Source organism: Collinsella sp. 1033st1_E11_1033SCRN_220408 (assembly GCF_039062465.1).
Classification (GTDB): Bacteria; Actinomycetota; Coriobacteriia; order Coriobacteriales; family Atopobiaceae; genus Parolsenella.
This window is the reverse complement of sequence record NZ_JBCLNF010000001.1, coordinates 180,394-202,136: the sequence shown is the minus strand read 5'-3', so window position 1 is coordinate 202,136 and position 21,743 is coordinate 180,394. Positions and strand designations below refer to the sequence as shown.

Genomic DNA, 21,743 nt, shown 5'->3' with positions numbered 1-21,743 from the left:
GTGCCAATTCTCGGCGGAGAGCCGCGCTCTCCGGAAGACGGGGGAAGCATGACACGCGTCATCGACGTCCCCTTGCATATAGGCATGGGGACGTTTTTCGTCTCCGGGTGCCGGAAGGCGCCATGTACGGGCCTTGCGCCCAAGGAGGTTGCACGCATGTCAGAGAGCTACTACTTCACCTCGGAGTCTGTGACCGAGGGTCACCCTGATAAGATCTGCGACCAGATCAGCGATGCCGTGCTCGACGCGATTCTCGCCAAGGAGGCTCGCCTCGAGGCCGAGGGCTACGTCAGCCCGTCCGGCAGCCCCGCCAGCCTTTCTGCGGTCCGTTGCGCCTGCGAGACATTCGTCACCACCGGCACCGTCGTCGTCGCCGGCGAGATCCGCACCCAGGCCTACGTCGACGTGCAGACCATCGCCCGAGACGTGCTTCGCCGTATCGGCTACAACCGAGCCAAGTTCGGCTTTGACTGCGAGACCTGCGGCGTCATCAGCATGATTCACGAGCAGAGCCCCGACATCGCCCAGGGCGTCGACGAGTCCTTCGATGCCCAGGCAGGCCGCACGACCGATCCTCTCGACCTCATCGGCGCAGGCGACCAGGGCATGATGTTCGGCTATGCCTCGGACGAGACCGAGACCCTCATGCCCATGCCCATCTACCTCGCCCAGAACCTCGCCAAGCGCCTGGCGGACGTCCGCAAGTCCGGCGAGATCGAATACCTTCGCCCGGACGGCAAGACCCAGGTGACCGTCCGTTACGAGAACGACCGACCCGCCGAGGTGACCGCCATCGTCGTCTCCACGCAGCATGACCCGAGCGTCGAGAGCATGGACGTCATCAAGAACGACGTCATCGAGCACGTCATCGCGCCGGTTCTCGCCGAGGTCGACATCCCCTGGGGTAATGCGGACATCTACGTCAACCCCACCGGCCGCTTCGTCGTTGGCGGCCCGATGGGCGACACCGGCCTCACCGGCCGCAAGATCGTCGTCGACACCTACGGCGGCATGGGCCGCCATGGCGGCGGTGCCTTCTCCGGCAAGGACTGCACCAAGGTCGACCGATCCGCCGCGTATGCCGCGCGCTGGGTTGCCAAGAACGTCGTCGCCGCTGGTCTCGCCCACAAGTGCGAGGTTCAGCTCGCCTACGCCATCGGCGTCGCGCACCCGCTGTCCATCCTGGTTGACACCAAGGGCACCGGCACGGTGAGCGATCGCACGATCGAGGCTGCGGTCGAGCGCGTCTTCGACCTGCGCCCGGGTGCCATCATTCGCGACCTCGACCTTCGCCGCCCGATCTTCGAGAAGACCGCCGCATATGGCCACTTCGGCCGCAAGGACCCGGACTTCACCTGGGAGGCCACGAACCGCGTCGACGAGCTCAGGGACGCCGTGGCCGAGCTTGCGTAGAGGACGTCAGCAGCGGGGCGGCGCGAGCATTGGCTGACACGCGAGGCCGCGGCACGAGCGATGAGTGGCGCGCGAGCCTGTGGCGTGAGCAGCAACCGGCGGCGCGACGCGAGCATTGGCTGACGCGCAAGGCCACGATGATTGAGCCACCAACCACCTAGCTATTAGTGGGTGCTCCCCTCAGCGGGGCGCACCCACTTCTTTTACGAACAGCAGGCGCGGCCAGAATCCACATCCCAGCCGCGCCCGCCCCAAGCGAGCCGCGCAATCACGCAGCAAGCGAATCCAACTCCCGAGCGCTACGCCTCGGCAGCCTCGACCTCGTCGTCGCCCTCGGCGTCATGATCGCCAGAATCGGCGACCTTAAGCGCCTCGCCCTCCTCGATGGGCTCGGGAGGCATGAGAAGATTTAGCACGATGGCCATGACGGCGCATGGGGTAATCGCGGAGGTGCCGAAGATGGTGTTGATCCATGCAGGCATGCCAGTGCCGGTAAGGGAGCCAGCGACCTGCGCGATGCCCAGGCCAAATGCCACAGACACACCAAAGATGGTGCAGGTACGCGGCGTAAGCCCGTCCTTCACGAGGATTCGAATGCCGTTGAGGGTAATGGTGCCGAAAACGCTGATCGTGGCGCCACCAATGACGGGCTGCGGAATCATGAGCAGGAGCGCGGAGAGCTTCGGGCAGAGGCCGGCTGCCATGAAGGTAAGAGCCGCGCCGCCAAAGACCCAGCGGTTGATGACCTTGGTGCTCACGATGATGCCGACGTTCTGGCCAAACGCGGAGGTCGGGAGGCCGCCGAACATCGAGGAGATGATGGAGACGAGGCCCTGCGCCATGATGCCGCCACTGATTTCGCGGCCCTTGGGCATGCGGTCCATCGAACCGGCAACCGCAGCGGAAAGGTCACCGATGAGCTGTACGTTCACCATCACGTAGATGATGCCGACCGTGATGCACACCGCTGGGTCGAACTTGAGCTCGTAGGGCATGAACTGCGGGAGGGAGAACCAGGACGCGCCGGAAATCGCAGAGGCGTCGATCATGCCAAAGGGAATCGAGACAAGGCAGCCAATGAGCATGGCGAAGAAGATCGAGCCGATCTTGGTGATGCCCGTCGTGAAGTTGGTGAGGCCGAAGGTCAGCGCGAAGGTGACGAGGCCAACAAGCCAGTTCTGGGCGCTGCCAAAGCCCGGCGTCCCGACACCACCGGCAATGTACTTGATGGCGGTGGGATAGAGCGAGACGCCGATGGTGAAGATGACCGTACCGGTGACGAGCGGCGGGAAGAAACGCTTCACCTTATCGTAGAAAAGGCCGAAGACCACCGCCACGATGCCGCCGATGAGCTGCGAGCCGAGTACAACGGAGAAGCCGAACTCGCCGCCAACCGCCTGCATGACGGGAAGGAAGGCGAACGATGCGCCCGTGAGGATGGGCAGGCCCGCGCCAATGCGCCCAAAGAGCGGGAACTGCTGAAGCAGCGTGTCGATGGCGGAGAGGATGAGGGCGACCTGGATGATCGCCGCTTCCTGCTCCGGAGTGAACTTGCACGTAGTGGCGATCATCATCGCTGGCGTAATGACGCCGGCGAACGACGCCAGCACGTGCTGAAGGCTCATCGGCACAAGCGAGGACAGGGGTGGAACTCCCTCGCGCTTGAAAAGCCTCTCGTCCAGATTACCTTCGGTCTTCATGGTGTTTCCCATGCGTGCTCCTCCTTTGGGTCCCGCACGACATGCAAAATATTATTCAGTTACTAAAACTATTTGTTTGGTTCTTACGTTGTGGAGCGCAAACGGCGGGTATAACCTCGCGAACGGTAATTTACTATATGAATCAGCGGTATTGCCAGGCCACGGCGTTGGCCTGGGATACGATTCGACCGCACGCAACGACTTCAGACGGAGGGTACCATGCTCGACATGATCAAGGCAGAAGAGGCTCGCGCCATCGCGGACGAGGCCAAACCCAATCGCGAGCGCGCCGCGGCTGACACCCTCTCCGATAACGCGATCAACTGGGCCATCCGCAACTGCGCCGCCCGCACGGACACGCGCGTCCGCATGTACGCGAAGTTTGGTCACTACGAGCTCTCGGTAAAGTTCGCTCCGGGTGTCGACGATCGCAACGGTGTGGGCAACTCCTTCTACAACGACCTCGTTGCCAATAGCAACACGGATGTCGCCGACGCCATCTGCGACATCATCTACGGTCGCGATCAGGACCTCATCTCCCCCATCCAAACGGCCCGCTTGCTCAACACCTACTCGGCGCGTTTGGCCAAGTTCGTCAACGACCTGCAACGCAACGGTTATGACGTCTGCGTGGGCGATGGTCTTGACCAAGGCAATGGGAAGCTCGACAACAACACGATCATCGTGAACTGGGCGTAGAACGAGGTCCGGCGTGGCCTCCGGACGCTGCGCTCGGGTGCTCTTCGAGAAAACCCTCGCTCCGCGTCCGGAGGCCACGCAGACCCACGTTGCAGAGGCGGGCCTTGGCTGCTGGGGTGACCTGGACGGGCATCAAGAGTTCTGAACCGCACAAATAGAGGGTCCGGCTCCGTGGGGAGTCGGGCCCTCATGCTAGGCAACAGTAGCGAGACGTCTCTCGCCTACTCGCCGCACTCCTTGTGGACGATCTCAATCGCTTTTTCGACGCCGTCAATCACGTTCTGGTAGCCGGTGCAGCGGCAAAGGTGGCCGGAGAGGTTCTTGCGGATCTCGTCGCGCGTGAAGGTCTTACCAGAGTCAATCATCTCCACGGCGCTCATGATGATGCCAGGGATGCAGAAGCCGCACTGAACGGCAAACTGGTCGATAAAGGCCTGCTGGACGGGGTTGAGCGTACCGTCCGGAGCCTGAAGACCCTCAACGGTGAGGATGTTCTTGCCCTGGGCCCACTCGGTAAGGTACAGACAGGTATCAGTCGCGACGCCGTCGATCAGGACGGTGCAGGCACCGCACTCGCCCACCTCACAGCCGCGCTTGACGCTCGTGAGGCCAAGGCGGTTGCGCAGCGTGTCGAGCAGGCTCTCGCGCGGGTCATAGCCAACCTGCACTTCCTTGCCGTTGACGGTGCACTTAAGAATTCGCATATCCATTAAATATCAGCCCCTCCCTTTCGAGCGGCCTCGATGAGGGAACGCTTCGACATCTCCTTGATAAGCTGCAGGCGGAAGTCCTTGCTCGCGCGCCAGGAGTCACGCGGGTTGGTGCAAGCACAGGCGAGCTCGCCGATACGCTCGGCGGCCTCGGCCACATCGAGCCCGCGCACGGCGTCCTCGGCGGCGATGGCGCGCATCGGGGTCGGGCCGGCGACGCCAAACGCGAGGCGGATATCCTCGATCGTGCGCTTGTCCTCGCCAAGCTTCACCAGGCAGCAGCATCCCATCGTGGTGATCTCGAGGGCACGACGCTTGCCATACTTGAAGTAGTGGCCGGAGAAGCCCTCGTAGTGGTCGCGCGGAATTCGGATGCCCACGAGAAGCTCGTCACGCTCGCGATGGCTACGGCCGGGACCGGCATACCACTCCTCAATGGGGAGGGTGCGCGTTCCGCGGGAACTCTGAAGGTCGAGCAGGGCACCAAACGCAAAGAGCGTCGATGCGGAGTCGGCCGAGGTGGCGGCAGAGCAAACGTTGCCACCAATCGTGCCGGAGACGCGCAGCTGCGGGCCGCCCGGGGTGTCGCAGGCCTCGCCGAGAACCGGCACGGTCTCCTGGATGACCGGGGACGTGGTCACGTGATGGAACCACGTGATGGGGCCGATCCAAACGGTGCCGTCGTCGAGAAGGCGCACGCCATCGAGTTCGTCATGGAGCTCGTGAATCGAGACGAGATGGGCAGGCGCGCCCTTGCCCTCGCGCAGCATGACCAGGACGTCGGTACCACCGGCGATGACCTCGGCGGAGGGGTCGGCCGCAAGGGCCTCGCAGGCATCAGCCACGCTGGTGGCCTCATAGAGCGATTCGATGTCGTACATCTAGATCAGCCCCGCTTCCTTGAAGCCCTCGAACAGACGCTGCGGCGTCATGGGCTCCACGTAGAACTTGACGCCGGTGGCGTCGAGGATTGCGTCTCGGATGGCGGATGCGGGCGGGATGACCGGGGTCTCGCCAACCGCCTTGTTGCCGTAGGGCCCCGTCGGGCACGGCTTCTCGACGAAGTCCGCCTTGAGGTCGGGCAGGTCCATCGTCGTGGGGATCTTGTAGTCGAGAAGCGTCGGGTTGAGGACGCGAGCGGTCTTCGGGTCGATCTGAAGCTCCTCGTAGAGGCCATAACCGATACCCTGGGCCATACCGCCGTGAATCTGCTGCTCAACGAGCTTGGGGTTGATCAGGCGGCCAGAGTCCTGGACGTTGATGATCTTGTTGACCGTGACCTGGCCAAGTGGCATGTCCACCGTGACGTCAGCGAAAGTGACGCCACCGGCGATGGTGTTGGTGTGGACGTTGATGGTCTCGTGAGCGGAGAGCTGATCTGCTCCGTCGAGGTTGTAGTAGGCCTCGAGGGCGAGGTCAGCGAGGTTCCAGATTTTGTTGCCCTCGCCGTCCCAGATGGCATGGTCATGCAGGTCGAGCTCGCCGGGCGCGTCGGGCGTGAGCTTGCGCGCGAAGTCGAGAATCTTGCCCCTGAGGGTCTCGCCAGCCTTCTTCACGGCCGTGCCGGAGACGTAGGTCTGGCGCGACGCATAGGCACCGGAGTCATAGGGCGTGACGTCCGTGTCCTGCTGCGAGACGATGTGGATGTCCTCGGTATCGACGCCGATGGCCTCGGCTGCCATCTGGCTAAAGACGGTGTCGGCTCCCTGGCCAATCTCGGTGGCGCCCATCTGGAGCTGGACCGAGCCGTCCTGGTTGAGCGTGACCTGAGCGGTGGCCGTCTCGAGCGCGAACGGAGCGACGGCAGTCTTGTACACGAAGAACGCGACGCCCACGCCATGGCGAATCGGACCGGTCTCGTTCGCGTACTCCCTCTTCTTGCGATCCCACTCGATGTACGCCTTGCCCTTCTCGGCGCACTCCCTGATGGCGCAAGTATGGGCGGCAATGACTCCGTTAGGCGTGAACTCGTCGACGAACTTGTCGGTATAGACGTTCTTGAGACGGAACTCGAGGCCATCCCAGCCGTTGTCATAGGCAATGTCGCCCATGAGGCACTCGGCCGCCCAGTTGCCCTCGGGCACGCCATAGGCGCGCATGGCTCCCGTGTGCGGGCCGTTGGTATAGATGGTGTAGGCCTCGGAGTGCGTGGCGACCTCGTTGGTGTGGTAGAGCCAGCGGAAGCTGTTCACCGAGTTGAGAACGAGGGCGTGACCGTGGTGAACGTATCCGCCCGTATTCGAGTACGCGACGATCTTGCGAGCGTGGAGGGTCATGTCGTCGCCATAGGAGCACTCGATGTCGAACGTCTTGGGCTGGCGGCCCGAAGTGGCCCAGAAGAGCTCCTCGCGCGAGATCTCGAGCCTGACGCATCGGCCGCCGAGCTGCTTGCAGATCCACGCATTGAGAGGCTCGTAGTGGACGTCCTGCTTTGTGCCGAAGCCACCGCCGATGTAGGGCTTGATGACGCGAACGTCGCCCCAGGGAATGCCAAGGGCCTGGCCGATGACGCGGCGCACGACGTGCGGGATCTGCGTTGAGCTCACGCAGACGATCTTGTTGCCCTCCATGTAGCAGTAAGAGACGCAGGACTCGATGTGGACCTGAGACTGCTCGCGGCTCTCCGCATGGATGGCGATGTGATGATAGGCGGGATCCTCGAGGGCCTCCTCCACCGTCTTGTAACCGGCCTCGGCGAGCTTGTCCTCAGGCGTGACCGCGCAAGTGTGGGCGACGATGTTGTCGGGCTTGGCCTCATGGACGGGCACCTCGGTGCCCTTCATGGACTCAATCGCGTCGTAGACGACGGGATACTCCTCGTACTCGACCTTAATCAGGCGCAGCGCGCGGTCGCAAGCGACGGTATCCTCGCCCACCACGACGGCGATGTTGTCACCGTAGATGCGCACGCGGTCGTCAAGCAGGCGACGGTCAGCCTGGTCACGCTTGGCCGCGGCGGAGTTGGCATACCAGGGGTGGCCGGCCACGGGATATGGGTGCTTGGGCACGTCGAAGCACGTGTAGATAGCAACGACGCCCGGCACCTTGAGTGCCTCCGTGGTGTCAATCGAGGTGACCCGACCGTTTGCGATGGTGGAGTGGAGAAGCTTTGCCTCAAGGCAAGGCTTGGGACATAGGTCATCCGTGAACTTCGCACGACCAGTGACCTTGTCGTAGGCGTCAACCCTTGGGATCGGCCTGCCGACCTCCCTCAGTGTCTCCATGACGTCCTCCTTATGGAATTGTTGCGCGCTTCCCGAGCGCGCGTGGGGACTCTGCCCCGCATAGCTAGGCGCGGCGGCACTCGCGAACGCGAATCCTTAAACGCCCCATGGCAAGCGGCGTTCTCTGATGAGAAGTCTTGCTGGCTAAAAAAAGGTTAGCCAAGCGAGCAGCGCGAGCCTACTTTTGGGCGGTGAACGGGCGGGAAAACCGGGTGGCTGGCAGGGAAGCGCAAATAACGCAACAACCCCTTTGACCTGGGCGTTATAGCTGTGTGAGTTTAACGCTAGAGTGCGATGAAGGGATTCCGCAGATGCGTGCGGCCCCGCGACACGCGGAGCCATGTCTGCATTGCGCTGCAAGCAAGGCGAGCGCGCAGTGGGGGTAAGGACTTGTGGACAATAATCTGGCAATAGCGAAACGTTGGCGGACGGTTTGTACGCAGCGTCGCCGTCCCAACCCGCACGCAATCTCGCGTTCGCAGCGCAAAAAAGGCCGGGACGCACTTGGCATCCCGGCCAAATAGCCGATTGTCTTTAGCTCTAGCCGAACGACAACAACTTCGACCGCACGTCGACCGTCTCAGCTGCGCGGACGCGCGTTGCGACTTCGTCGCAGCCCCGCCCAGCCCCTCGGCTCAAACGCAAGTTAGCCAGACTAGCCCAGCGTGGACTGGATGGCCTCGATCTCGGAGTCGCTCAGGTAGGTGCCGGCCTTGATCTGATCGGCGTACTCGTTGATCTTATCCTGGACGTCAGACGGGACCTTGTCGGAGAACTTGCCGAGGGTGACGCCGCCGTTGTCCATGTTGGCGGTGATGGCCTTGCCGCCACCAAAAGTGCCGGCCTCGATCTCGTCCATGGCCTGGTCGATCTTCCAGTCGGTCACCGTGGAAGCGATGACGGTCGGCTGGTCGTCGCCGAGGATGTCGATCGGCTGGGCGATGTCGAAGTGAGTGTCGGCACCGGCGGCCTCGAGGGCCTTACGGGAGCCGTTGTCGACCGCGGAGGCGTCGCCCCACATAACATCGACGTTCTTGGAGTTGATCCACTGCTCGGTGAGCTGGGTGCCCTTCGCGGCGTCGGAGAAGCCGGCCTCGAAGTTGTACTGGCCCTGGATGGAGGAATCGATCTTCTGGGCAGCAGCGAGGTAGGCGCTGTACTTGGCGAGCGTGCTCGGAAGCTTCATGCCACCGATGAAGCCAATGGACTTCGTCTGGGTCATGAGGCCAGCGATGACACCGGCGAGGGCGCCGAGCTGCGTGAAGTCAGGAAGAACGGTCTCGACGTTGTCGGTGCTCTCGTAGTCAGTGAGCTCCTGCTCAGGGTTGGTGTTGGTGATCAGGAAGTGGACGTTGGGGTGAGACTCGGCGGCATCAGAAGCGACCTCGGCCCAGGTGGAGGCAAACTGGTTGCCGTTGCCGACGATCAGGTCGACGTCCTGGTCAACGTAGGACTCGGCGGCGGTGGCGGCGTCGGCGTTGGCGACGTTCTCCTTGGGCTCGAGCATCTCCCAGTTGGGGTGAGAGTCAATGGCGCGCTTGAGGGACTCATAGTGGGCCTGGTCCCAGCCGCCGTCGGTAATAATGCCGCTCATGATCATAGCGACCTTGTAGGAGCTCTTCTCGGCGGAGCCAGTGCTGGCGGAGTCAGAGCCAGAGCCACCACACGCGGTGAGGGCGAGGGCCGCAGCGGCGGTGGCGCCACCGGCGACGAACTGACGACGATTGATGTTCTTGCTCATGGTGCTTCCCTTCTTTTCCGGGGCTCTTTTGCGCCCCACGTTTAAAGCCTGGTGCACGTACGCATGAAACTAAACGCCTCTGCCGAATCCGGCAGGTGATGCCATTCTGCAAGGCGGATGGGCCCAACGAAGCCTGCCCATGCCGTCCCTGCCTTGCGCCAAGACAAGCGAAACCCCTATATCCGCTCGACCTGACGCTAAATGCAAGCTGTACACGAGACGGTGACCCACCCCCGCGAATCACCGTCTCATTGTATCGCTAACGGATCTCGCGGTTATACGGCTGACCGTTGGCCTTCGGACCAGCGTGCTTCGAGCCAAAGAACACGAGGGCCACGATCGTGAAGATATACGGAATCATCTTGAAGAACATGACCGGCGCAGACTGGAACTGAGCCTGAAGGGCTACGTTCACACCATCGAAGAAGCCAAAGAGCAGGCTCGCGAGCATGACGCCCACGGCACTCCAGCGGCCAAAGATGACCGTCGCCAGCGCGATGAAGCCGCGACCCGCGACGATGCCGTTCGTGTAGATCGGCGTGTAGCAGATCGTGAGGAAGGCGCCGCCCGCAGCGGCAAGGGCGCCGCACAGGATGCAGGCCACGTACTTGGTGCGGATGACGTTGATGCCCAGGGTCTCTGCGGCCTGGGGCTTCTCGCCCACGGAGCGGAACGACAGGCCGGCGCGGCAGCGCTTGAAGAAGAACGCAACCACGGGCACGAGGAGGAACGCGATGTAGGCAAGCAGCGACTGGTTGAACATGCCGTTGCCGATGACCGGGAGATCGCACAGGCCGGGAATGGCGATGTTGGGCATCTGTGCGCCGGTGGCGTTCTCTGGGTTGGAGCCGACGAACAGGTTGTATCCGAAAAGCGCGATGGCCGGCGCGAGGATGTTGACCGCCATGCTCGTGACCACCTGGTCAGAGCAGAGGGTGACCGTGCAGAACGCGTAGATCATGTTGATGAGCACGCCTGCGGCCATGCCGACGAGCAGGCCGAGCCAGAGGTTGCCCGTGACCTTGCCGACGGCGAACGCCACGAAGGCACCCACGACCATGATTCCCTCAAGGCCGATGTTGACCATGCCGGCACGCTCGGAGAAGACCTCGCCCAGGGCGGCGAGCAGGATGGGCACGGCGCCCATAGCCATCGCCCTGACGATGGTGGGAAGCGCAACCATGAAATCCATTACGCCTTCACCTCAGCTTTCTTGTTCTTGCCCAGCGAGGCGATGTACGCCTTGATCTTGGGCAGCTTCACCAGGGCCATGCCCGCGACGGCGAAGATGATGATGAGACCACGAATGATGTCGATGATCGCCGTGGGAACGCCGATGACGGACTGCATCATCGTGCCGCCCGTGGAGAGCACACCGAAGAGCAGGGCGACGACGATGGCGCCAAGCGGGTTGAGCTGCGCGATAAGCGCGATTGCCACGCCGTCGAAGCCGAAGCCGGAACCAAAACCGTCAGCGAGGCGGAACGGCGTCTTGCCGAAGAGCTCGATGGCGCCGCCGAGGCCGGCGATGGCGCCGGAGATGACGAAGGCGAGCAGCACGAGCGTGCGGACGGGGAAGCCGTTGACCTTGGCAGCGGTGGGGCTCATGCCCACGGCACGAATCTTGAAGCCGAAGGACGTGCGGAAAATCACATACCAGACGAGGATGCCGAGGATAATGGCGATCAGCACGCCAAAGTGCGCGGGGCCGATGTCCAAGAGATGCGCGGACTTGGGCATGGCGGGAGTCTGGGGCAGGCCCTGGTCGGAGTAGACGTTCTTGTAGAGGAACTCCATAAAGTACAGGGCGATGTAGTTGAACATGATCGTCGTGATCATCTCGTTGAGCCCTCGGGTGATCTTGAGGATACCCGGGAGGAGCGCCCACAGCCCACCGAAGACGATGCCCACGACGAGGCCCACCGCGATGGCGGACGGGCCGGTGAGGCCAAGCTTCAGCACGAAGTACGCGGAGGCGGAGGCGCCCATGATGAACTGGCCCTCGCCGCCGAGGTTGAACACGCCGCACTTGTAGGCGAACACGGCGGCAAGACCCGTGAAGATCAGCGGGCAGGCACGCTCAAGCGTCTTGCCAATCTTGCCGATATCGCCAAGAGAGCCCTTCAGCATCGCGGCATAGCCCGTGATCGGGTTCTTGCCGAGGCAGGCGATGATGATCGCGCCGATGATGAGGGCAAGGAGCACGGACACGACCGGCGTGATGATCGTCAGGCGCTTCTCGCGCAGCTGTTCCTCGCTCAGGGCGCCCTTCTTCGAGGGCGCCGCCTTCTTCTTGTTGTCAGCCACTGTCCCTCCCCTCCTACTTTCCTGCCATGGCGAGCGAAATCTCCTTGATGGGAGGATTCGCGCCAGGATACGTGCCCATGATCTCGCCCTCGAACAGGACCGTGATGCGATCCGAGAGCTTCAGCACCTCGTCGAAGTCCGCAGAGATGAGAAGGACCGCGCATCCGGCGTCGCGCTGGGCGATGATTTGATCATGGATGAACTCGGTGGCTCCAATGTCGAGGCCGCGCGTGGGATAGACGGCCACGAGAAGCTTCGGGTGGGCGTCGAGCTCGCGGGCGAGGATGACTTTCTGCTGGTTGCCACCGGAGAGCGAACGGGCAGTCTGCTCGACGGAGGTGCAGCGGATGTCGTTCTCCTCGCGCAGACGCTCGGCGTGCTCGCGGATGGCGTCGAGCTTGAGCCAGGCGCCGTGGCCGGCGGAGAAGCGCTCGTCCTCGGTGGCCTTGAGCACGAGATTCTCGGCGACCGTCATGTCACCGACAAGGCCCATCTTGTTGCGGTCCTCGGGGATGTTGCCAAGGCCGGTTTCGATGAAGGCGCTCGGGCTGAAGAGGCCGATGGCGGAACCGTCCGGACCGAAGACCTCGCCGGACTCGGGCTTGAGAAGGCCCGTGACGAGGGCGGCAAGCTGGCTCTGGCCATTACCGTCGATGCCGGCGACTCCGAGAATCTCTCCCTTGTGGATGGCGAGCGACACGTTCTTGAGGCCGCCATGCTTGACCTCGGGCTGGTAGGAGACTCCCTTGAGCTCGAAGGCGACCTCGGAGGCATCCGAGACCTTCTGGTAGGTGCTCTCCGTGAACTTCTGGCCGATCATGAGGTCCGCGAGCTCCTGCTCGGTGGTATCCGCGACGCGGACCGTCTCGATGGTCTCGCCACGGCGGAGGACCGTCACGCGATCGGAGATGCGCATGACCTCGCGCATCTTGTGGGAGATGAAGATGACGGACTTACCCTCGGCGGTGAGCGAGTGCATGATGTCGAACAGGCCCTCGACCTCGAGGTCCGTCAGGACGGCAGTGGGCTCGTCGAGGATGACGAGGTCGGCGCCACGGAACAGGACCTTCATGATCTCGACGCGCTGCTGCATGCCGATGGACATGTCGCCAACCTTCTCGTCGAGGTCGATCTCCATGCCGTAGCGATCCATAAGCTCCTCGATGGCCTTGCGGTCATCCGCGATCTGAAGCAGCGGCGAGTTGTGACGCTTGTCGCCCAGGATGATGTTCTCGAGACCCGTCATGTCCTCGATGAGCATGAAGTGCTGGTGGACCATGCCGATGCCATGCTCGACGGCGACACCGGGGTTGGTGATGTGCACCTCCTGCCCGCGCATGAAGATGTGCCCGTCAGTTGGCTGGTAAAGGCCGATGAGGACGTTCATGAGCGTCGACTTGCCGGCACCGTTCTCACCAAGAAGCGTATGTACCTCGCCTTGCTCGATATCGAGGTTTACGTTCTTGTTCGCGTAGAACGTGCCGAATGCCTTGCTGATGTTGTCCATGCGAAGCAACTCGGCCATAGCTACCACCTTTCCAATCGCGTGCCTTCAGAGATATTTTCCACCCGGGTTGTTTCTCTACCATTACTGTCAGCTTACCAACCCAGTATGCCTTCTTTTATGTCCTATTTTGCCCTCTTTCGAGAGTAATAGGTATCGACCATCGGAAGGTTCGGGCGAAGTTTACCGTCAAGGGCTCGATAGGCGTTCTGGACGGCCGGGGCTGTCGGGATGGTCGCGATCTCGCCAATGCCCTTGCCACCATAGGCGACGGGCAGCTGTTCGTCACGCTCGACGTAGATGGCATGGATGTCGGGGATGTCCGTCGCGCGGAAGAGTCCCAGCTTACCGTAGCCGGCGGCGGGGACGCAATCCTCGATCCCCAGGTCCTCCGTAAGCGCGTATCCCATGCCCATGAGGACGCCGCCCTCAATCTGGCCCTGGATGGCGATCGGGTTCACGACTTTGCCGGAGTCGTGCGCGGCGTAGACATCGGTCACGCGACCATCGTCATCGAGCACAACCACATGCGTGGCGAAGCCGTAGCAGATGTGGCTCTTCGCGTTGGGGACGTCGGCTCCGAGCTTGTCGGTGGGCTCGAGATACTCGTAGAAGAACTCCTTGCCCTCAAGCGCCTCGAGCGCGGCGACGGGGTCGGCCGCCGTGCGGGTGTTGCCGGGGACGAGCTCGGCGGCGGGCACCTCGAAGCTCGTGCCGTCCGCGAACGAGAAGCTCTTGCCGTCGCCCTTGGCGCTGACCGGGCCCTCGGGGAGGGTGTGGTCGCGCTCGTAGGCGATCATGGCGTCACGCAGCAGGAACGAGGCGCCGCGGACGGCCTCGCCCGTGACCACCGTCTGGCGGGAGCCGGAGGTGGTTCCGGAGTCAGGCGCGTTCTCGGTCGAGCACTCACCGTTCTCGATGCGCTCGCGCGGAAGGCCGCAGGCCTCGGAGACGTCCTGCAGGAAGACCGTGTTGCAGCCTTGGCCGATGTCGGACGTGGCGGCATAGACCACGGCGCGGCCATGCTCGACGCGGATGTTGCAGCGGCCCGCATCCGGAAGGCCGACGCCGACGCCCGAGTTCTTCATCGAGCAGGCGATGCCTGCGTGGCCGGGATGCGCGTAGTAGGCGTCCTTCACGGCCTCAAGGGTCTCCTTCAGGGCGGTGGAGCAGTCCGCGATCTGGCCGTTCGGGAGGACCTCGCCCGGCTCAATGGCGTTGCGGTAGCGAATCTCCCACGGGTCCAGCCCGACCTTCTCGGCAAGGATGTCGATGAGGCTCTCGAGCGCGAACTCGCTCTGGCACACGCCGAAGCCACGGAAGGCGCCGGAAGGCGGGTTGTTGGTGTAGTAGCCATAGCCGCGGATGTCGGTGTTCTGGTACTTGTAGGGGCCGACGGAGTGCGTACAGGCGCGCTCAAGGACCGGGCCACACAGGCTCGCGTAGGCGCCCGTGTCGAAGTTGATCTCGCAGTCGAGCGCGGTGAAGTTGCCCTCGGCGTCGCAACCGAGCGTGAAGGTACCCTCCATCGGGTGGCGCTTCGGGTGGAAGTTGATCGACTCCTGGCGCGTGAGGCGGCACTTGACGGCTCGGCCGAAGTGCACCGCCGCCAGCGCGGCAAGGTGCTGGACGGAGACGTCCTCCTTGCCACCGAAGCCGCCGCCGACGAGCATCGTCTCGACGACGACGCGCTCGGGCGTGGCGTCCCAGCCGAACATGTGCGCGCATTCCTTGCGCGTGTCGTAGGCGCCCTGGTCCGTCGACCAGATCTTCACGCCGTCCTTGTAAGGGGCAGCGACGGCGCACTCGGGCTCGAGGAAGGCGTGCTCGGTGAACGGCGTCGTGAAGCTCTGCGTCGCCGTGAACGCGGAGTTCTCGAGCGCCGTCTTGGCGTCGCCGCGAGTGACGTGACGCTGCTGGCAGATGTTGTTCTCGAGCTTCACCTGGTTGCCGAAGGCGAGGAAGCCGTCATGGATGAGTGGGGCGTTCGGAGCGGCGGCCTCCGCGATGTTGCGGACGGGTTCGAGCTGCTCGTAGGTGACCTTCACGAACTTCTTTGCGCGCTCGACCTGGGCCGGGGTCTCGCCCACCACGAGCACGATGGCATCTCCGACGCAGCGAGTGATGTCGCCCTCCGCGATCATGACGTCCCAGTCCTGGATGAGGTGGCCCACCTGGTTGACGGGCACGTCGTCAGCGGTGAGGATGCCGAGGATGCCGGGCTGCTTGGCCGCCTTCTCGAAGTCGATCTTCACCACGCGGGCACGCGGAAAGCGGGAGCGGACGGCGCTCGCGAAGACCATATCCGGGAAGTCGCGCTGGTCGAGGTCGTCAGGGTACTTGCCAAAGCCGAGGACCTTACGGCGGACGTCGACGCGGAAGGCGCGCTTGCCCACACCGTAGTCATCGCCGCGCTCGAGGGCGGGATCGACCACCTCGTCGCCGCGCAGGATGGCGGCGGCGAGCAGGATGCCCTCGATGATCTTCTTGTAGCCGGTGCATCGGCAGACGTTGCCGCGGATGGCACGCTTGACCTCGGCCTCCGTGGGATCGGGGTTCTTGCGCACGAGTGCGGTGCCGGAGATGACCATACCGGGGATGCAGAAGCCGCACTGGACGGCGCCGACGGCACCGAAAGCATAGACGAAGGCCTCCTGCTCCTCGTGGGTGAGGCCCTCGACCGTGGTCACGGTACGGCCGGCCGCGAGCTTCGTCGTGAGGACGCACGCGCGGACGGCGCGACCATCGACGATGACCATGCAGGCACCGCAGGCACCCTCGGAGCAGCCGTCCTTGGCGCTCGTGATGTGGAGGTCGTCGCGCAGGAAGCGGAGGAGCGACTTGTTCTCGCGAGCCACCTCGACGCGCCCGTTGACGATGATCTCATACGCCTTGGACGGCGTACCCTGCGCCGCGACGGCGGTCTTCTTCTCGTTGGTAGTCATGTCGTCTCCCCTACACTGCCGCGAACATGCCGCCGGCGTCTGAGATGGCGCCGCGCGGGCAGGTGACTGCGCACATGCCACAGGCGATGCACTCGTCGTAGTCGATGCGGGCGTGTCCATGGTCGAGGCTGATCGCGCCCGTCGGGCAGACGCGCACGCAGCGACCGCAGCCGATGCAGCTCATGTGGCACTTGTCCTTCGCCGTCTGTGGGTGCGAGGTGTTCACGCAGCGCACGCGGATCGGGCGATCCGGGTCGACGAGCTCGATGACGCCCTTCGGGCACTTGCGCACGCAGACCCCGCAACCGCGGCAGAGTTCGCGGTTGACGAAGGCCACGCCGTGCTCGTTCATGCTGATGGCGCCGAACTTGCAAGCCTCGACGCAACTGCCGCAACCAATGCAGCCCTGGCCGCACGACGGCGCGCCGTCGCAGGTCTTGTTACCGCCGCCGCAGCGCACGAACGCGACGGGACGCGGCTTGCGCGGGCGCGCGGGGGCCTTTGGCTTGGCTGTCTTGGGGGTCATCTCACCCATGGTCGTTCCCCTCGGAAGGTGGCGCCGGACGCTCCCGGCGCCACCCAGGTCTTGAATCGATACGTACTTGGCTGACCTTACGGACCGTCCGAAAAAGAGACGGCCCGGATCTCGCTTCTAGGCGAACAGGTAGCCGTAGGAGTCGCGCGTGGCCTTGATGGTCAGGCGGACCTCCTCGGGCAGGCCGCAGGCGGCGTCATCGACGTCGTAGGCAGCGGTCTTGCCGCCAACGCGCACGAGGAACGTGCCGTCGGGCTGGGCCAGGAAGCCCTGGTTCTCGGAGTTGCCCATGTCCTCGGCGCTCCAGAAAAGCGTGAGCTTGTCCTTGTAGGGGCGACCGCTCCACGGGCAGAACACGGCGCAGTTGCCGCACTCGTTGCACATGCCGTCAACGTGGATGACCTGGTGCTGGGCGAGGCCCGGCACGACGATGGAGACGTTGGCGCGGTTCGGGCAGACGTCGCAGCAGGCCTCGCACACGGTGGCGCAGCCGAGGCAACCGGAGTTCTTGGAGCAGCCGGCGCAGCCGAGGCACAGGTCACCCTTGCGGGCGTAGCACTCGTCCTCGTGACCAGAGCGGACGTTCTCGCTGGCATAGGCGGAGAAGTCGACGCCGAGCATGCCCTTGGCGACCTCCTGCGCATCGGCGATCGCGTCAACGAAGCGAGCGGGTCCACGGCGGCAGTCACCGGCGGCCCAAACGCCCTCGACGCCCGTGGCGCAGCCGGCCGGACGACCGCGACGGTCGACCTCGACGCCGGCGGCCTCGTACAGGGAGCCCTCGATGTGCTCGCCCACGGCGCAGATCACGGACGTGGCCGGGACCTCGATGACCTCACCGGTGGCGACGGGGCTGCGGCGGCCGGACTCGTCAGGCTCGCCAAGAATCATCTTGTCGCAGGCAAGGACACCAGCACGGAGGCCCTTGGGGGCGAGCAGCTCGCACAGCTCGACGCCCTCGGCAAGAGCCTCGGCCAGCTCCTCCTCGTCGGCGGGCATGTAGCGCTTGGTGCGGCGATAGACGATGCGGACGTTCTCAACGCCGGGGAGACGCTTGGCGACGCGGGCGGCGTCCATGGCGGTGTTACCAGCGCCGACGATGACGACGTCGGAGCCGAGGGCGGAGAGGTCCTCTCCCCTCTTGGCGGCACCGAGGAACTCAAGGACGTCAATCTCCTCGCCGTACTCGAGGCCCACGTGGCCGGGAGCCCAGGCACCGCAGGCGACGACGACGTCGGTGTAGCCCTCGGCCTTGAGCTCAGCGACGGACGTGGCCTCGACGCCGGTCTTGACCTTGGCGCCATAGGCGAGGCAGAGCTCGACGTCGCGGTCAATGTCCTCGTCAGAGATGCGGAACGCCGGGATGATGTGGCGAGCGACGCCGCCCAGGGTCTCCTTGCGCTCGAGGACCGTGACGTCGGCGCCGGCGCGGGAGAGGAAGAAGGCGCAGGCAAGACCAGCCGGGCCACCACCGATGACGGCGACCTTGTGATCAGCGGCTCCGTCGACGGCCTTGACGCCATCGGCCTTGATGGCGGCGAGCAGGGAGTCGATGCCACCGCGGGCGGCCTTCAGCTTGCTCGCGCGGATGGCGGCACCCTCGGGCTCGTAGAAGGCACGCATGCACTTGGCACCGCAGGGATGCGGGCAGAGGTTACCGGTGATGAACGGCAGGGCGTTGCGCTCGGCAATGATCGCGATGGCGTCATCGAGCCTGCCCTCGTCGACGGCGGCGAGGTAGGCCGGGATGTCCTGCTCGATCGGGCAGTTGTTGCGGCAGGGCGAGGTGAAGCAGTTCGTCAGCGGGAGCGGCCAGTCGAGCTTGTGGGTCGGCATCGGCTTGACGGGCTTCTTGTACTTCGGGGAGGCGGCGACGGCCTCGTCGAGAGCGGCGACTGCGGCGACGTCGACGTCATCCTTGCGAGCGACGTCGGTAAGAAGGCCGGCGATCTGAGAGAAGCGCTCGTAGCCGCCGGGCTTGAGGACGGTCGTGGCCATAGTGACGGGCCAGATGCCGGCGCCGTAGACCTCGCGAATGTTCTGGGCGTCAGCGCCGCCGGAGTAGGAGATGCGCAGCTTGCCGTCGAACTGCTCGGAGATGCGGCGCGCGAGGTGGATGGTGAGCGGGAACAGCGAACGGCCGCTCATGTACATCTCCTCGCTCGGAAGCTCCTTGCGGGTGACGTCGACGGGGAAGGTGTTCGTGAGCTTCACGCCGAAGGACAGGCCGCACTCGGCGGTGAGCTTGATGAGGCGCTCGAACATGGGAATGGCGTCCGCCCACTGCAGGTCCTCGCGGAAGTGCTTGTCGTCGAAGGCGATGTAGTCGAAGCCAAGGGAATCGAGGCGCTCGCGAGCGTATTCATAGCCGAGCAGCGTGGGATTGCACTTGATGTAGGTGTTGAGGCCCTTCTCGGTGATGAGATAGGTGGCGATGCGCTCGATCTCCGCCGGCGGGCAACCGTGGAGCGTGGACTCGGTCACGGAGGAGGAGACGTGCGGGCTCACGGAGTCGACGAATGCCTGGTCGACGTTCTCGAAGCGGTTGAGGTTGGCGCTGGCCCAGGCCTGGCACTCCGCCCAGACGTCGGTCTTGGAGGCGTCCTTCATGCCCTCGATGTAGGCGTCGACCTTGGGGCTCTTGATGCCCTCGAGGTCATAGCCCACGCTCATGTTGAAGACGAAGCCGTCCGGGTCGCCAAGGCCGAGCTCGCGGGCAAGCAGCTTGCAGGCCCACCACGCCTTGATGTACTCGTCCATGGCCTGCGGAACAGTGAGCTCCGTGGACCACTCGCAGTTGTAGCACTCGTCCTCAGCCACGATGCAGGGCTTGTTGACGCACGCGGAAAGCTCCTCGCCGTCCATGACCTGGACGGTCTTGAGCTCGAAGAAGCGGGCGCCGGCCACGTAGGAGGCGACGATGTTCTGGGCGAGCTGGCTGTTCGGGCCAGCGGCGGGACCAAAGGGCGTCTCGATCTTCTCGGCGAAGATCGGGTCGGCACCGCCCTCGTGACGCACGATCTTGCGGATGCCGAAGATGCTGCCCTTGTCTGCGTGCTCGGTGATGATCCAGTTCATCAGCTGTGCGAACGGGATCGGCCTCATGACGTCGCTCATGGTGTGAGCTCCTCTCCTGCCCCGTCGAGACCGCGCGACGTGGCGAGTGTGGATAACGCGGGCGAGCCTACGCCCGCGCGACGGCCCCGCGGAGGCCGCCTTGCCCTCGTCCAGACCCCGCCCGGACGAGAACGCGCAGCCAGGTCCCAGCCCGGCTACGCCCACGGGCCAGCGCCCTTGCGCCGGCCCGAAGGAGGACTAACTAGTAGGTGCGGTGGTTCAGGTCGCCCCAGAGCTTCTTGGACTGCTCGAGGGTCCAGGCGTTGATGCGCTCCTCGTCGAAGGCAACGAACTCGCGGTCCTTGTAGAGGACCTGGCCGTTGACAATGGTGGTGCGGCAGTTCTTGCCCATCATGCCGAAGAGCATGTGGCCGTCGATGTTCTCGTCCGAGAAAGGCGTGAAGACCGGGTAGTCCATGACGATGACGTCAGCGGCGGCGCCGGGCGCGAGGATGCCAAGCTGGCGGCCGAAGTACTTCGTGGCCATCTTGGCGTTGTTCTCGAAGAGCATGGTCATGGCCTCGCCCCAGCCGACGTTGGGCATAGCGGCGTTGTGGCGCTGGATGATCAGGAAGACCTTGAGGCTCTCGAGCATGTCGTGGGTGTAGGCGTCCGTGCCCATGCAGACCGGGATGCCGCGACGGAAGAACTCGAGGACGGGAGCGCAGCCAACGGCGTTGCCCATGTTGGACTCGGGGTTGTTGACGAGCCAGGTGCCGGACTCGCGAATGATGTCCATCTCGGCGGGCGTCACGTGGATGCAGTGGCCGAGCATGGTGTCCGGACCGAGGAGGTTGTGCTGGAGCAGGCGCTCGACGGGCGAGATGCCGCCACGGTTGAGACGGGAGTCCCAGACGTCGTTCATGCCCTCGCAGACGTGGATGTGGAATCCGGTGAGCCCGTCGTTGGCCTCGGCCATCTTGTCCATCGTCTCGTCTGACAGGGTGAAGGTGGCATGTCCGCCAAACATCGCGGCAATCATGTTGTCACCGGCCTCGCGGGCGTCATGGGCCCACTTCGCGAACTCTGCGTTCTCCGCGATGGACTGGTCGCGCTTCTCCTCGCCGCGGCGATCGGAGACCTCGTAGCAGAGGCAGGAGCGCATGCCGAGCTCCTTGGCGACGTCCTTGATGGCAAAAAGGGAGCCGGGGATCTCGCAGAAGCTGGCATGGTGGTCGAAGATCGTGGTCACGCCGTCACGAAGCGAGTCGAGGATCGTGGCGTAGGCGGAGGCGCGGGTGCCGTCCAGCGTGAGGTTGTCGTCAATCTTCCACCACTGCTGCTCGAGGTTCTCGAGGAAGTTGGTGGGGTTGCAGCCCTCGATGGCAAGGCCGCGGGCGAGGCCGGAGTAGATGTGCGTGTGGCAGTTGATGAGGCCCGGCATGATGACGCCACCGTGGGCGTCGACGTACTCGTAGCCAGGGTTAGCGGCCTTGAGCTCCTCCTCATCGCCGATGGCGGAGATGGTGTCTCCATCGATGGCGACAGCACCGCGCTCGAGATAGGGGTTCTTGGAGTCGCGAGTAATGACACGACCATTGCCGACGATCAGCATAGTGCTCCCTCCAACGGGCAGGCGGGGTTTGTCACCTGCAACTCTTTGATGGAAGCGCGGCCGGACTCCGGCTGACGGATTGCTCCGTCTCGCGTGGCGCTTGCGGGTGCCGTCTCGCCGGGCGTGCGGCGGTGCCGTCTCCCGGCGCAGGCGGACTTGCCGTCTCGCTGGGTGCCGGAACCTGTCGTCTCCCGGCGCGGGCGGGTGTCCCCGTTTCGCGCAACGCCGGCGGGCCCTCCCCCGCCGCGCGCAGCATGGCCTCGTGACCATGACTTGAACCCATTGTTGCCATT

14 protein-coding genes are annotated in these 21,743 nt (G+C 64.2%); 2 read left to right on the top strand and 12 right to left on the bottom strand.

Annotated elements, in window-relative coordinates; genetic code table 11:
- The first annotated feature begins 156 nt into the window (after positions 1 to 156).
- Positions 157 to 1,413 carry a methionine adenosyltransferase gene (gene metK / locus ABCN07_RS00800; RefSeq protein ID WP_343004969.1) on the top strand — a complete coding sequence of 419 codons (1,257 nt, stop codon included), beginning with the start codon at positions 157 to 159 and terminating at the stop codon, positions 1,411 to 1,413.
- 299 nt (positions 1,414 to 1,712) lie between these two features.
- Here the strand turns inward: metK and ABCN07_RS00795 are convergent, their stop codons facing one another.
- Complete coding sequence (locus tag ABCN07_RS00795) at positions 1,713 to 3,125, bottom strand: solute carrier family 23 protein (RefSeq protein WP_343004968.1); 1,413 nt, start codon at positions 3,123 to 3,125, stop codon at positions 1,713 to 1,715.
- A 207-nt stretch (positions 3,126 to 3,332) separates the two neighbouring features.
- Between ABCN07_RS00795 and ABCN07_RS00790 the strand changes: the two genes are divergently transcribed.
- Positions 3,333 to 3,812, top strand: a complete 480-nt coding sequence (locus ABCN07_RS00790; RefSeq protein ID WP_343004967.1) for a hypothetical protein — start codon at positions 3,333 to 3,335, stop codon at positions 3,810 to 3,812.
- Between the two features lie 221 nt (positions 3,813 to 4,033).
- Here the strand turns inward: ABCN07_RS00790 and xdhC are convergent, their stop codons facing one another.
- The 11 genes from xdhC to ssnA form a co-directional block, all read right to left on the bottom strand.
- A complete protein-coding gene (gene xdhC, locus ABCN07_RS00785) occupies positions 4,034 to 4,522 on the bottom strand; it encodes a xanthine dehydrogenase subunit XdhC (protein WP_293835186.1) in 489 nt (162 codons plus the stop codon).
- Positions 4,522 to 5,403, bottom strand: coding sequence for a xanthine dehydrogenase subunit XdhB (gene xdhB, locus ABCN07_RS00780; protein ID WP_343004966.1), 882 nt, complete (start codon positions 5,401 to 5,403; stop codon positions 4,522 to 4,524). Before xdhB ends, xdhC begins: the two co-directional genes overlap by 1 nt.
- The gene (gene xdhA, locus ABCN07_RS00775; RefSeq protein ID WP_343004965.1) at positions 5,404 to 7,746 is read right to left on the bottom strand and encodes a xanthine dehydrogenase subunit XdhA; all 2,343 of its coding nucleotides are present in this window, start codon (positions 7,744 to 7,746) and stop codon (positions 5,404 to 5,406) included.
- 655 nt (positions 7,747 to 8,401) lie between these two features.
- Positions 8,402 to 9,487 carry a BMP family ABC transporter substrate-binding protein gene (locus ABCN07_RS00770; protein ID WP_343004964.1) on the bottom strand — a complete coding sequence of 362 codons (1,086 nt, stop codon included), beginning with the start codon at positions 9,485 to 9,487 and terminating at the stop codon, positions 8,402 to 8,404.
- 259 nt (positions 9,488 to 9,746) lie between these two features.
- On the bottom strand, positions 9,747 to 10,679 hold the full coding sequence (locus tag ABCN07_RS00765) for an ABC transporter permease (protein WP_343004963.1): 933 nt from the start codon (positions 10,677 to 10,679) through the stop codon (positions 9,747 to 9,749).
- Positions 10,679 to 11,794 carry an ABC transporter permease gene (locus ABCN07_RS00760; protein WP_343004962.1) on the bottom strand — a complete coding sequence of 372 codons (1,116 nt, stop codon included), beginning with the start codon at positions 11,792 to 11,794 and terminating at the stop codon, positions 10,679 to 10,681. The genes ABCN07_RS00765 and ABCN07_RS00760 overlap by 1 nt, the downstream gene beginning before the upstream one ends.
- Before the next feature lie 13 nt (positions 11,795 to 11,807).
- Complete coding sequence (locus ABCN07_RS00755) at positions 11,808 to 13,319, bottom strand: ABC transporter ATP-binding protein (protein WP_343004961.1); 1,512 nt, start codon at positions 13,317 to 13,319, stop codon at positions 11,808 to 11,810.
- Positions 13,320 to 13,423: 104 nt separating this feature from the next.
- Complete coding sequence (gene xdh, locus ABCN07_RS00750; protein ID WP_343004960.1) at positions 13,424 to 16,243, bottom strand: selenium-dependent xanthine dehydrogenase; 2,820 nt, start codon at positions 16,241 to 16,243, stop codon at positions 13,424 to 13,426.
- A gap of 10 nt (positions 16,244 to 16,253) precedes the next feature.
- A complete protein-coding gene (locus ABCN07_RS00745) occupies positions 16,254 to 16,778 on the bottom strand; it encodes a 4Fe-4S binding protein (protein ID WP_343004959.1) in 525 nt (174 codons plus the stop codon).
- Between the two features lie 117 nt (positions 16,779 to 16,895).
- Positions 16,896 to 19,895, bottom strand: a complete 3,000-nt coding sequence (gene ygfK, locus ABCN07_RS00740) for a putative selenate reductase subunit YgfK (RefSeq protein ID WP_343004958.1) — start codon at positions 19,893 to 19,895, stop codon at positions 16,896 to 16,898.
- A 202-nt stretch (positions 19,896 to 20,097) separates the two neighbouring features.
- Complete coding sequence (ssnA, locus tag ABCN07_RS00735; protein ID WP_317285090.1) at positions 20,098 to 21,450, bottom strand: putative aminohydrolase SsnA; 1,353 nt, start codon at positions 21,448 to 21,450, stop codon at positions 20,098 to 20,100.
- Positions 21,451 to 21,743: the final 293 nt, after the last annotated feature.

Excerpts from the sequence above, each read along its gene's own strand:
- metK (WP_343004969.1), top strand. The coding sequence starts at position 157 with ATGTCAGAGAGCTACTACTTCACCTCGGAGTCTGTGACCGAGGGTCAC.
- ABCN07_RS00795 (WP_343004968.1), bottom strand. The coding sequence starts at position 3,125 with ATGGGAAACACCATGAAGACCGAAGGTAATCTGGACGAGAGGCTTTTC.
- ABCN07_RS00790 (WP_343004967.1), top strand. The coding sequence starts at position 3,333 with ATGCTCGACATGATCAAGGCAGAAGAGGCTCGCGCCATCGCGGACGAG.
- xdhC (WP_293835186.1), bottom strand. The coding sequence starts at position 4,522 with ATGGATATGCGAATTCTTAAGTGCACCGTCAACGGCAAGGAAGTGCAG.
- xdhB (WP_343004966.1), bottom strand. The coding sequence starts at position 5,403 with ATGTACGACATCGAATCGCTCTATGAGGCCACCAGCGTGGCTGATGCC.
- xdhA (WP_343004965.1), bottom strand. The coding sequence starts at position 7,746 with ATGGAGACACTGAGGGAGGTCGGCAGGCCGATCCCAAGGGTTGACGCC.
- ABCN07_RS00770 (WP_343004964.1), bottom strand. The coding sequence starts at position 9,487 with ATGAGCAAGAACATCAATCGTCGTCAGTTCGTCGCCGGTGGCGCCACC.
- ABCN07_RS00765 (WP_343004963.1), bottom strand. The coding sequence starts at position 10,679 with ATGGATTTCATGGTTGCGCTTCCCACCATCGTCAGGGCGATGGCTATG.
- ABCN07_RS00755 (WP_343004961.1), bottom strand. The coding sequence starts at position 13,319 with ATGGCCGAGTTGCTTCGCATGGACAACATCAGCAAGGCATTCGGCACG.
- xdh (WP_343004960.1), bottom strand. The coding sequence starts at position 16,243 with ATGACTACCAACGAGAAGAAGACCGCCGTCGCGGCGCAGGGTACGCCG.
- ABCN07_RS00745 (WP_343004959.1), bottom strand. The coding sequence starts at position 16,778 with ATGGGTGAGATGACCCCCAAGACAGCCAAGCCAAAGGCCCCCGCGCGC.
- ygfK (WP_343004958.1), bottom strand. The coding sequence starts at position 19,895 with ATGAGCGACGTCATGAGGCCGATCCCGTTCGCACAGCTGATGAACTGG.
- ssnA (WP_317285090.1), bottom strand. The coding sequence starts at position 21,450 with ATGCTGATCGTCGGCAATGGTCGTGTCATTACTCGCGACTCCAAGAAC.